A 12,137-nucleotide genomic window follows, 5' to 3' on the forward strand; every position below is an offset into this window, starting at 1 on the left:
ATGGAACTTGTAGAAAAATGTATTAGTGGTGAGGCTTCATCTATTGATTTAGGTCATCAGTATGATATTTCTTCAGGACTTTTAAGAAAGTGGATTAGGATGTATAATGCCAATATAAAACTTAAGGATTACAATCCAAAACGGGAGGTCTATATGGCAAAAGCAAGACGTAAAACCACTATTGATGAACGCAAAGAGATTGTCAACTATTGTATTGAACATAATCGCAATTATAAGGAAACGGCATCACTTTATGATGTTTCTTATAGCCAAGTGTATTCGTGGGTGAAAAAGTATGATAGTGATGGTGAAGAAGGTTTAGTTGACAAAAGGGGTCATCACAAACTAGATGATGAGGTTGATGAATTAGAACGTTTACGAAGAGAAAATGTGCGCTTAAAACGTCAGTTAGAAGAAAAGGATATGACTGTTGAACTCTTAAAAAAAGTGAAAGAATTCGGAAGGATGTGAGGCTAGGCAAACAGCGCCACGAATCAAAATACTTAGCGATTGAAGACTTCAACACAAATAAAGGGTGGAGCATTAGCTGGATGTGTCATCAGCTCGGCACTACGAGGTCTGCATTTTATAAATGGAAACATAGAATAGTTCCAGAACAAGAACAATTAAACAGCGAAATTGCGGAATTAATTAAAGAATATGACGAACGTTTTTCACACATCTTGGGATACCGAAGAATGACCGATTGGATCAATCATTTCAATCATACGAATTACTCAAGAAAGAGAATTCACCGAATTATGAAAGTACTCGATATCCACGCTTTTATCCGTAAGAAAAGGAAAAAATACAAGACTGCCAAGCCTAAAGAAACTGCAGAAAATAAGTTGGCAAGAAACTTCTATACAACTGCTCCGAACAAAAAATGGGTAACAGATGTTACAGAGTTTAAGATTCCTAACTCTCATAAGAAACTCTATCTTAGTGTCATACTTGATTTATATGACCGCTATCCTATTGCTTTTGTCATAAGTGGTCGAAATGACAATCGGCTGGTCTTCAAAACATTTGACAAAGCCATTGAAAAAAATCCCGCAGCGAAGCCTATATTTCACAGCGATAGAGGGTTTCAATATACCAATAAGAACTTTCAAAAAAAGCTGAAAGATACTGATGTGATTCAATCCATGTCAAGAGTAGGCCATTGTATTGATAACGGACCAATAGAAGGTTTTTGGGGAATTATAAAATCGGAAATGTATCAGATATATGAGATTTCAGATGAGGCCTCCCTCCGATATGCCATCAAAGACTATATCCGATTTTACTGTCAAGAGCGTCCACAAAGTAGGTATGACTGTAAAACGCCTTTGGCAGTAAGAAACGCTGCCTTATCATCAGAACATCCTTTGTCATACCCAATCGCTAAGAATAACAAAATTGAAAAGTACAAGTCTAAGTGGTCTGCATAAAAAAACAGCCGTACATTTATTATGTACGACTGACCTTCAAAAACAGACACTTTTTTAGATATTTAACCTGTCTACTTGACAGGGGGCATATCATTCTGGGTGCTCTCTTTTTTGCTTTTACTTTTATTTTCAACCGTAGTATGAATCTTTCGGGTGGGTCCTGGGTGTGGAGTGCTAGTCTACGTTACTTGTTTAGTTTGCCTATGCTGGCTGTTTTGGCCTGGCGTAAGGGTGAGCTGGCAGGTGTTCTGTCTGCCATTAAGAAAGAACCCTTGACCTGGTTGGTCTGGAGTACGGTGGGTTTTGGTCTTTTTTATGGACCGCTGTCTCTAGCGTCCATTTATGGCGAGTCTTGGTTTGTGGCGGCTACTTGGCAGATTACCATTCTAGCTGGTCTGCTCTTGACGCCTCTATTTGGGCAGAGGGTACCTGGTAAGCAACTGCTTATGACATTGGTTATCCTTTTAGGGATTATTCTCATCCAGATTCCTTACTTTGGTAGTGGTCTTGGTAGCGGTGTGGTCCGTGCTAGTCTTTTGATTTTACTGGCCGCTTTTGCCTATCCTTTGGGCAATCGTAAGATGATGGTCCACTGTAAGCAGGATCAGCTTTCAACGACGCAGCGCGTGTTTGGGATGACCTTGATGAGTACGCCTTTTTGGTTGCTCTTGTCAGTTTTTGCTGTAGCAGATGCTGGGCTTCCATCAGGTGGACAGATTTTACAGTCTTTAATTGTAGCTGTCTTTTCTGGGGTTGTCGCAACCTTGCTTTTCTTCGAGGCAACTAATCTAGTTAAGCATAACCATAAGCAACTGGCAGTAGTTGAGGCTACTCAGGCTGGTGAAGTTCTCTTTACCCTCTTGGGTGGTTGCCTCTTCCTCGGAGATAGTCTACCTAGCCTTTTGGGATTCTTTGGGATTGCTATTGTAACTATTGGTATTATTGGAAATAGCCTGCTAACAGGCTCAGATTAAGCATAAGTATGAGACTTTCGAATGGCAAATTCGGAAGTTTTTTATTTCTATTAAAAATATTATAGAAAAATGCCACATTTTCAGACGATAGTGCTATAATGATATTAAAAGTAAGCGTTTACCGTTTTAATGTAAATCCTAGAGATATTTCCGGAAACTTTGACAGGCTTATTAATAAAGGCGAATGTATTGACTTTGAATTTTCATGAAAACTGAGATAACATTTAATGTTACTCTAAAGAAGGAGAAGAATCATGAATGATACTGTTTGTAAAAATTGGTTTATGCGTAAAAGTGGGAAGACTTGGGTCTACGGCTGTGCCTTGGTAAGCTTTGCAGGTTTGGCCCTGGCTGGTCCTGTCTATGCGGACCAAGTGGAACAGGCAACTGTGAGCCCAACACCTCAAGAAGTGGTAGCTCAAACTGACCATCAAGTTGCCCCTCAAGCGGAGCTTGCTCCTAGCACGACCAAGGAAGTCCCCCAAGTGGTAGAGCCGAGCCCGTCTCTTGTTTCCGAATCTGCTCAAACAGCTCAAGAGAATCCCACTCAGCCTAGCCCTGACCAGTCAAAAGAAGTACAAACACAGGCTAGCGAGGCTGAGAAAGTGACTAACCAAACGCAAGAAGCCGATTTGAATCAGACCAATCAAGAACAATCTCCAGTTGTAACGAATAGCACCAGTCCTGTTCATGTGACAGCGGAAAAAACGGATTTGCCTAATAATGAAGCGGTTACCAATCTAGAAGGGATGACCGCAGACCAAAATGGTCACTGGGAAATGCAGGCTGACGGTATTCATTCAGAAGCTAAAGACAAGGGAGACTCTTTCCTTTATTCTCAATCCGAGGGCAAGAATTTTATCTATTCAACAGATGTGACCTTCAAGGAAGCTGGTGGTGCTGCTGCCCTCATTTTCCGTGGTAACAATGATAGTAGCGATAAAAATATGTACGGGGTCAACGTAGACTCTGGTAACCATAAGGTTAAGTTTTGGCGTTGGGTCAATAATCATGATATTCAACTTGTAGATGAAAAAGATGTAACACCAACTGCCGATGAAACCTACAATCTTAGAGTAGTTGCGGCTAATCAGTGGCTTTCTTACTATGTCAATGATGTGCTTGTCGCAAGTACAGGCGACGCTGTTCTTCAAAAAAGTGATAAGGGTCAACCTCAAGTCCTTCCAGAAGGTTACTTTGGACTTCTTAATTGGAATGCCAATGTCATTTTCAAAAACACCCGCTATGTTAATCTTGATGATGCCAGTCTTCCTTTGATTGACAATCTTGTTGTGACCTCAAAAACAGGATCTGTTGAAAAACAAGCCCAATTCTTCTCTGAAGAACCACTCCATATCCAATATGTGGGACACAATGCAGAGACAGTAGGCTTTGACATCACTAAGCATAATCCAAATGCTGTTATCAAGGTAGAAGATGCCAAGGGAAATGTTTACACAGATATTTCACAATTGCCAGTGGCTGTAGGTGCCAATTACTTTATTATTGAAAGTAGTATGACTGATTCGCTTGGCCGTCCTGTGACCTTGACTTATCGTGTTAATATCCACCGCAGACAGAGTGATGATGTGTATTACAACGAGCTTTATCGTGATCAGTATCATTATTCTGTCAAGGATGGTTGGGCTAATGACCCTAATGGCTTGGTCTTTTACAAGGGACGTTACCATCTCTTCTATCAATTTTACGATGATACCAAATGGGGGCCAATGCACTGGGCCCATGCGACCAGCCGAGACTTGCTTCATTGGGATGAAGAGCCTATAGCCTTTTACCCAGATGCGACAGGTCACATGTTCTCAGGCTCTGTCGTGGTTGATAGTACCAATAGCTCAGGCCTCTTCAAATCTCCGGAAGGTGGTCTGGTAGCTATTATCACTTCAAATGGTAATGGGCAACGGATTGAAATTGCCTACAGTGAGGACGAGGGGAGAACTTGGCAAAAATATGACAAGGTAGTTGCCGACTGGTCTCAGGATCCCCTTCAAAACCAAGATTTCCGTGACCCTAAGGTCTTCCGCTGGGATAACCAATGGTTTATGGTCCTTGCAGGTGGTCCACTTCGCATTTATTCTTCACCAGACTTGAAGAACTGGCAAGTGGAAACAACCTACAAGGATTTGCATACGGAATGTCCTGACCTTTATCCGATTGTAGCCAATGATGGCGCACTCAAGTGGGTCCTCTCACGTGGCGGTCGTTCTTACAAGGTTGGTGATTTTAAACAAGTGGATGGCAAGTGGGCCTTTGTAGCTGATGATGTTTACCAAGACCATGACGAAACCATGAATTTTGGTAAGGATTCCTATGCTGCTATGACTTATTATGTTCATGATTTTGGGACAGCAGACCATCCAAACATCCCACAATTGACTGAAATTAACTGGATGAACACTTGGGAAGATTATTGCAATCTGGTTGCAGATACTGTAGGTCAAAAATTTAATGGTACCTTTAACCTTAACCTTGACCTTGGTTTGGTTAAATCAGGCGACCGTTATCTCTTGACCCAAACCCCTGTTAAGGCCTACGAAAGCCTTCGTGACACAGAAAATGCCCAGTATTTTGAAAATGTCACAGTGGCTTCTGATAACGAATTACTTAAAGATTTCAAAGGTGACACTTATGAAGTGGTTTCTCACTTTGTACCAGGTAAGGAAACGACAGCAGTTGGCTTTAATCTTCGCGTCGGTGATGGTCAAGCTACAAAAGTCGTTTACGATTTAACTAAGGAAACTTTGTCTATTGATCGTAGCCAATCTGGTACTATCCTTTCAGATGCCTTTGCTAAGGTTAATAGCCAACAAGTGACTCGCAATGAAGATGGTTCTATTGACTTGCATCTTTATGTGGACCGTGCTAGTGTAGAAGTCTTTGCTAAGGGAAATACGGTAGCTGGTGCTAATCAGATTTTCCCAAGCCCAAGAGCCGTTGGAGCGAGTGTCTTGGTTGAAGGTGGTCCAGCCAAAGCAAATATTGCTATCTATCCGATTAAGAGTACTTGGACTGACAAGAAGGAAGTCACTAAGGCTGTTGCTATGAACACCACAGTTGCAGGTCATTTGGCTCTTGAAGTTGGACAAAGTAAGGACTTGCAGGTTTACCTCGCACCGGCTTCTGAAGAGCAAGATGTGACATGGACAGTTAGTGATCCAAGTTTGGTGTCCTATACTGAACATGACAATAAACTTTCTCTCAAAGCTCTTCACAAAGGTCATCTCACTGTCACAGCAACTTCAGTTGAAAACCCATCATTGACCAAGACCTTTAATATTGACATTACGCTCAACAATTTTGCGACCAACCTTAAAGGATTGAAAGCTGTCACTGGTGATTGGTATATTGATGACGATACCCTTTACGATAGCAATGTCAGTGCCAATGACTTCTTCATGGCCTATGAAAGTAATGGCTTCAAGCAATTTGACTATGATATCGATGTCAAATACCAACATGGTTTGGTCAACCTCTTTGTAGCTGCGGAACGTGAAGAACCAGGTCGTGCCTACTCTGTCCAATTTGCTGACAACGACACTGTTCGTCTCTTCCGTTTTGGTGGTGAAACCATCGCTGAAGCTCACTTGGATAAGGCTATCAATGACGGTCAGTACCACCATGTCAAGGTTGTGAAAGGCAAGGACACCATGACAGTCTATGTCGATGGCAAGGAAGTGCTCCATCATCAATTTGATGCTGTGGATAATTACTTCAATCAAGCCCATGTAGGTGTTGGTCTTTGGGATGGCTCAGTAGAATTCCAAAACTTCTTCGTTACTGAAAAAATGACAAACACAAGCAGTGACACTACTGACGAACCAATTAAACCTGATCCTCAGCTAGAACCTAGTCCAGAGCCAAATCCAGAAAATAAAACAGATGAACCTGAGCATCAGCCTGAGCTTGCTCCAGAGCCTGAACCGACAGGACAAAATAATGGTCACGACAGTACAAACACAGTGCTAGATCCTTCTCAGGATAATACTGGTAAGCAAGAAGAAAGTAAGGCTCCAGTGGAAACACCTAAGACTATTGCTCCAATAGTTGACAATCTCCTAAAAACATTTAACAAATTTAGTCTATCAACCTTCCTTGCAAGTATTGCCAAAGAAACATGGCACTTTTTGACAAAATGGCTATTCAGCTAAAATCAAAACGTTGAAAAGGCTATGTAAGAAGAAAAAAACTTAGAAGTATGAAAGCTTCTAAGTTTTTTTGTTTCTACTAAAAATTATCCAAAAATTTCTTTTGCGAGTGCTTTTCCTTTCGGAGTTGCTGCTAAGCCACCTTCAGCAGTTTCACGGAAGGCAGTTGGCATAGCTGAACCAACCTGATACATAGCATCAACGACCTGGTCGACTGGAATGGCTGATGTGATGCCTGCCAAGGCCATGTCAGCAGCTACTAGGGCAAAGCTTGCCCCCATAGCATTACGTTTGACACATGGGACCTCAACCAATCCGGCTACAGGGTCGCAAATGAGTCCCAACATATTCTTAAGCACAAAGCAGATGGCCTGGCTGGCTTGGAAAGGTGTTCCACCAGCAGCTATTGTAATAGCGGCAGCAGCCATAGCAGAGGCGGAACCGACTTCGGCTTGGCAGCCTCCCTCGGCACCAGAAATCGAGGCATTATTTGCGATGACTAGACCAAATGCACCCGCAGTGAAGAGAAAGTCCAATTGTTGTGATTCAGTTAAGCCCAGTTTTTCGATAGCAGTTGTAAGAACAGCAGGCAGACAACCAGCTGATCCAGCAGTTGGTGTAGCACAAACCAAGCCCATCTTGGCGTTAGATTCATTGACGGCCATGGCATTTCTAGCAGCACCCAGAACAGCAGAATCAGCCAGGGTCTTTCCATTTTTGATATAGGCATCCAGTTTGGCAGCGTCTCCCCCGGTTAAACCAGTTGGTGATTTCTCAGGGGATAAACCAGCCTGAACAGACTCTTTCATCACTTCGAGATTTCGAGCCATCAGAGCTAGGATTTCAGGGCGTTCCCGTCCAGTTAGTTCTGTCTCTGTAGCAATCATGAGCTCGGCGATATTACCTTGGTAATCTCGGTCAGCTTGTTGAACTAATTCTTCAATAGTGTAAAACATGCAATCCCCCTCTTAGCTGAAAAAGTTGACATTATGTAGATGAGGAATTCTAGCGATTTCAGTGACGGCCTCATCACACTGGTGCGAGTCAATTTCAATAATCATAATGGCCTTTTCACCCGCATTTTCCCGAGTAACAGTCATCTGGGCGATGTTGATGCCATAACGCGACAAAATATCTGTGACAAGGGCAATCATTCCTGGAACGTCTTGGTGGACAATGATAAGAGTCGGTGTATTCATCTTGAGATTGACCGCAAAACCATTGAGTTCAGTTACTTGGATATTTCCTCCACCGATAGAAACACCTGTGGCAGAAATGGTTTTTTTATCATTTTTTAAGGTAATACGAGTCGTATTGGGATGCGGCGCATTACTATCCTTGTTGATTTTCCAGTAGACCTTAATGCCTTTTTCGTATGCGATATCCAGAGCGCGTGGAATGTCAGGGTCGTCCGTTTCCATACCTAAAATACCAGCCACTAGAGCCACATCAGTCCCATGACCTCGATAGGTTTTGGCAAAGGAATTAAAAAGTTGAAATTCTACCTCAGTCGGTGTTTCACCAAAGATGGCAGAAACAATCTTTCCAATACGAACAGCTCCTGCAGTATGACTAGAGGAAGGCCCGACCATGACAGGTCCAATGATGTCAAAAACGGATTGAAATTTTAAATTTTTCATAACACGCCTCGTTTGATTAATCTTGTATTTTCAGTATACCACGAATTAGAGAGATTCGCTGTTTAAGTAAAAATCTATAGGAATAGTAAAAAAACAACCGACTTTAAGTTTTCTTTAAGGTTCAATGGATATAATAGCAGTCTATTAAGTAAGCAATACTTATTTTTCATAAATCTGAGAGGGCGGCCTGCGGGTCGCCCTTTTGTGTTTCTTTCTTTATATGTAGCTGGATTGTGGTAAAATAGAGCCTAAAGATTTTCCAGTTAGAAAGGATATACCATGACCTACACGCATTTGCTTTTCGACCTTGACCACACCCTCCTAGATTTTGACCGTGCTGAAGATTTGGCTTTGACCTACCTTCTTGAAGGGGCTGGGGTGGCTTCACGAGATCTTAAAGTTTACAAGGATCACTATATCCCCATGAATCGTTCCATGTGGGAAGATCTCAATCATGGTTTAATCACTAAGCCGGAATTGCTTCGCACGCGCTTTTCTCGTCTTTTTGAGCATTTTGGACAGGAGGTTGATGGCAGTCACTTAGCTGGCCGTTACCAGCATTTCTTGAGCCAACAGGGGCAGGAGTTGCCTCAGGCCCATGCTTTCTTATCGAACGTTAAAAATCGCGGTCACAAGATTTATGCAGCAACTAATGGTGTTAGCTACATCCAACGTGGTCGTCTGCAAGCCTCAAGCATCTTGCCTTTCTTCGACGATATTTTCATTTCAGATGAAGTGGGTGCCCACAAACCGTCTACGGACTTTTTTGAAAAAATTGCGGATCAGGTGAATGACTTTCATCCCGATTCGGCCCTCATGATTGGTGATAGTCTAACTGCTGATATTCAAGGTGGTAATAATGCAGGAATTGACAGCATTTGGTTTAATCCAAAAGGTTTGGTTAATGAGACTCCAGCTGTTCCAACCTATCAAGTCAAAAACTACCAAGAAATCTTGACAATTTTGAGCAAATAGGTCACTCTTCAAAATTGTATTCACCCATGACTATTAAGAGCTTTTCAGCTCTTTTTTTGCTACAATGAAAGCATGAATAATCTGATTAAACATAAGCTGGAATTGCTCCCAAACAACCCGGGGTGCTATCTCCACAAGGACAAATTCGGCAATATTATCTATGTCGGTAAGGCTAAAAATCTAAAAAATCGTGTGCGTAGCTATTTTCGTGGAAGTCATGATACTAAGACGGAGCTTTTGGTATCTGAGATTGCAGACTTTGAATTTATCGTAACCGAGTCCAATATTGAGGCCCTGCTTTTGGAAATTAATCTTATCCAAGAGAATATGCCCAAATTCAACATCCGCCTCAAGGATGACAAGTCTTATCCATTTATCAAGATTACTAAGGAGCTCTATCCAAGGCTCTTGATTACCCGCCAGGTTAAGAAGGATGGCGGTCTCTATTTTGGTCCTTACCCAGACTCTGGTGCGGCCAATGAAATCAAGAAACTGTTGGACCGTATTTTCCCCTTTAAGAAATGTAAAAATCCCGCCAACAAGGTCTGTTTCTATTACCATATTGGCCAATGTAATGCCCATACCATCTGTCACACCACTGAGGACTATTGGCAAGGTTTGGTTGAGGATGTCAAGAATTTCCTAAACGGTCATGATGATAAAATCGTTAATCAGCTTAAGGCCAAGATGAAGGATATGTCTGACCAGATGGAGTTTGAGCGTGCTGCGGAGTATCGTGATTTGATTGAGGCAGTATCGACGCTGAGGACCAAGCAAAGGGTTATCCGTCAGGACATGCAGGACCGTGATATCTTCGGTTACTACGTGGACAAGGGTTGGATGTGTGTTCAGGTTTTCTTTGTTCGCCAAGGAAAACTCATTCAGCGTGATGTCAATATGTTCCCTTATTATAATGATGCTGAGGAAGATTTTCTAACCTATATGGGTCAGTTTTATCTGGATAGTCGTCATCTCAAGCCTAAGGAGATTTTCATTCCAGGAGACATTGATCAAGAGTCTGTCGAAGCTCTAGTTGGAGATGAGGTCAAGGTCTTTAAACCTCAACGTGGCGAGAAGAAGCAGTTGGTTAATCTGGCGACGAAAAATGCCCGTGTCAGTCTGACTCAAAAATTTGATCTTCTTGAAAAAGATATAGCCAAGACCCAAGGAGCCATTGAAAATCTAGGCAAACTCATGGGAATTCCGACACCGGTTCGCATCGAGTCCTTCGATAACTCTAACATCATGGGAACGAGCCCTGTATCCGCCATGGTCGTCTTTGAGAATGGAAAAACCAATAAAAAAGAGTACCGCAAATACAAGATTAAGACGGTTGAAGGGCCTGACGATTATGCCAGCATGCGTGAGGTCATTCGTCGACGTTATAGTCGTGTCAAACGCGATGGGCTAACACCACCAGATCTTATTATCATGGATGGTGGTCAAGGACAGGTCAATGTGGCCAAGGATGTCCTACGCAATGAATTGAATCTTTCTATCCCAGTTGCGGGGCTTCAGAAAAATGACAAGCACCAAACCAACGAATTGCTCTTTGGGGACCCCTTGCAGGTCATTGATTTGCCACGGCAATCCGAGGAATTTTTCCTTCTTCACCGTATCCAAGATGAAGTTCACCGTTTTGCTATCACCTTCCACCGTCAAGTTCGTAGTAAAAATAGTTTCAGCTCCAAACTTGATGGCGTGGAGGGCCTTGGACCTAAGCGCAAACAAAAACTTCTCAAACACTTCAAGTCTATGACAGCTATCCAAAAAGCTACTGTTGAGGACATCCAAGCACTTGGCATTCCAGAAAAAGTAGCAGAGGCTCTGTTAGATAAATTAAATGATAACAATTAAGTTAGACTTTTCAAGTAACTCAGAAAAACTTGGTAGGGTGATTGATAATTCAATGATTTCCTAGGAATTCTATTTCTTGAGAGTGGGACAGAAATCGGTAATTCGTTAGAATTCGATTTCGTCGTCCCACCTCCGCACAGTTGAGTAGGGCAGTAAAAGCTGATGAAATCAGCGTAGTAGAGCCCACTCAACCACTGCGTCTTGCTCGACAATCCAAAAACAATAAAGAGGCTAGGACTTTTGTCCCAGCCTCATAATTTTGAGAAATATTAGTAAAATCCATTTGATGTCGAGAAAGAGAATGACAAACAAGTGATTGTCTTGCCTGAAGAGACGAAGGAACGGATAACGGGTGATTTGTTTGAGGGACTTTATCGGAAACGACAGATTGGATTTGGAAAACTCTTCAAGACTATCAAGAAAGAATTAGACTTAGATGATGTCGAAGATGGTAATCTTGTTCAGACTGGAGAGGATAGTCAAGAAGTATCGCGAGGTCAGGAAATTGTAGCCGTTTGGAATTGGCAGAGAAAGAATTATTTTTTACAGTTACTAAGAAATATGTTAGTCAGTTTTATTATTAGATGTATTTAATTTGCTGTAGTAATTGACAATTACGGCTGATAAGCATCCAAAAAAAATAAGTCCATATACAGTTAAAAAGACGCTAGTAATACGTCCGATTAGAGTAGTAGCTAGTATATCTCCGTAACCTACTGTTGTTGATGTGACAAAAGCATACCATAGTCCATCCCAGTAATTACTTATTTGAGGTTCAACTAATAAAAGTATTCCTCCTGAAATAAAAATAAAACTTACAAAACTTATCAAAAATTGAGTAAAACCTGTAACTTTTATAATATGAAATAGAGTATTTAAACGTTTCATTTGGTTCTCCTTTGTTATAGTGTTAATGAAAATTATAGCATACAAAAAGTGTCTAAATATGTATTTTAGACACTTTTTATATTAATTTTATGTGACTTTAAGTCCGTTTCGCTCCCAAGGTGCGAAACAAATAAACCACCCGCTATGCGGGTGCGCATCGAAGGTTATACCGTCATAACAAAAAAACTCCAAACGAGTTACAATATA

The 12,137-nt window shown here is 41.7% G+C and carries 10 protein-coding genes; 7 read left to right on the top strand and 3 right to left on the bottom strand.

Going from position 1 to position 12,137, the window contains the following annotated elements:
• From H7T98_RS09970 to H7T98_RS09985, 4 genes are all read left to right on the top strand, one after another.
• A partial coding sequence (locus H7T98_RS09970; RefSeq protein WP_201061823.1) for a helix-turn-helix domain-containing protein occupies nucleotides 1-471 on the top strand: 471 nt, incomplete at its 5' end.
• Complete coding sequence (locus H7T98_RS09975; RefSeq protein WP_201061825.1) at nucleotides 468-1,433, top strand: IS3 family transposase; 966 nt, start codon at nucleotides 468-470, stop codon at nucleotides 1,431-1,433. The genes H7T98_RS09970 and H7T98_RS09975, both read left to right, overlap by 4 nt.
• 164 nt (nucleotides 1,434-1,597) lie before the next feature.
• A complete protein-coding gene (locus tag H7T98_RS09980; protein WP_311636652.1) occupies nucleotides 1,598-2,407 on the top strand; it encodes a multidrug resistance efflux transporter family protein in 810 nt (269 codons plus the stop codon).
• Between the two features lie 251 nt (nucleotides 2,408-2,658).
• Nucleotides 2,659-6,573 carry a GH32 C-terminal domain-containing protein gene (locus tag H7T98_RS09985; protein WP_311636655.1) on the top strand — a complete coding sequence of 1,305 codons (3,915 nt, stop codon included), beginning with the start codon at nucleotides 2,659-2,661 and terminating at the stop codon, nucleotides 6,571-6,573.
• An 83-nt stretch (nucleotides 6,574-6,656) separates the two neighbouring features.
• Here the strand turns inward: H7T98_RS09985 and sdaAA are convergent, their stop codons facing one another.
• The gene (gene sdaAA / locus H7T98_RS09990) at nucleotides 6,657-7,526 is read right to left on the bottom strand and encodes an L-serine ammonia-lyase, iron-sulfur-dependent, subunit alpha (protein WP_002891209.1); all 870 of its coding nucleotides are present in this window, start codon (nucleotides 7,524-7,526) and stop codon (nucleotides 6,657-6,659) included.
• Between the two features lie 12 nt (nucleotides 7,527-7,538).
• On the bottom strand, nucleotides 7,539-8,210 hold the full coding sequence (gene sdaAB / locus H7T98_RS09995; protein WP_002891207.1) for an L-serine ammonia-lyase, iron-sulfur-dependent subunit beta: 672 nt from the start codon (nucleotides 8,208-8,210) through the stop codon (nucleotides 7,539-7,541).
• 279 nt (nucleotides 8,211-8,489) lie between these two features.
• Between sdaAB and H7T98_RS10000 the strand changes: the two genes are divergently transcribed.
• From H7T98_RS10000 to H7T98_RS10010, 3 genes are all read left to right on the top strand, one after another.
• Entirely contained in the window at nucleotides 8,490-9,185 is a 696-nt protein-coding gene (locus tag H7T98_RS10000) for a YjjG family noncanonical pyrimidine nucleotidase (RefSeq protein ID WP_037600698.1), read from the top strand.
• 72 nt (nucleotides 9,186-9,257) lie between these two features.
• Nucleotides 9,258-11,042: an excinuclease ABC subunit UvrC gene (uvrC, locus tag H7T98_RS10005; RefSeq protein ID WP_201061829.1), complete on the top strand. Its 1,785-nt coding sequence runs from the start codon at nucleotides 9,258-9,260 to the stop codon at nucleotides 11,040-11,042.
• A 312-nt stretch (nucleotides 11,043-11,354) separates the two neighbouring features.
• Nucleotides 11,355-11,636 (top strand): protein rep, encoded by a 282-nt coding sequence (locus H7T98_RS10010; RefSeq protein WP_002891204.1) that lies wholly within the window; start codon nucleotides 11,355-11,357, stop codon nucleotides 11,634-11,636.
• Here the strand turns inward: H7T98_RS10010 and H7T98_RS10015 are convergent.
• A complete protein-coding gene (locus tag H7T98_RS10015; RefSeq protein WP_048790114.1) occupies nucleotides 11,607-11,930 on the bottom strand; it encodes a potassium channel family protein in 324 nt (107 codons plus the stop codon). The genes H7T98_RS10010 and H7T98_RS10015 overlap by 30 nt on opposite strands.
• Between the last annotated feature and the right edge of the window lie 207 nt (nucleotides 11,931-12,137).

The organism is Streptococcus sp. 23.2 (assembly GCF_016648665.1).
GTDB lineage: Bacteria > Bacillota > Bacilli > Lactobacillales > Streptococcaceae > Streptococcus > Streptococcus salivarius_E.

Coding starts and splice junctions, on each gene's coding strand:
- sdaAA (WP_002891209.1), bottom strand. CDS start 7,526: ATGTTTTACACTATTGAAGAATTAGTTCAACAAGCTGACCGAGATTAC.
- sdaAB (WP_002891207.1), bottom strand. CDS start 8,210: ATGAAAAATTTAAAATTTCAATCCGTTTTTGACATCATTGGACCTGTC.
- H7T98_RS10000 (WP_037600698.1), top strand. CDS start 8,490: ATGACCTACACGCATTTGCTTTTCGACCTTGACCACACCCTCCTAGAT.
- uvrC (WP_201061829.1), top strand. CDS start 9,258: ATGAATAATCTGATTAAACATAAGCTGGAATTGCTCCCAAACAACCCG.
- H7T98_RS10015 (WP_048790114.1), bottom strand. CDS start 11,930: ATGAAACGTTTAAATACTCTATTTCATATTATAAAAGTTACAGGTTTT.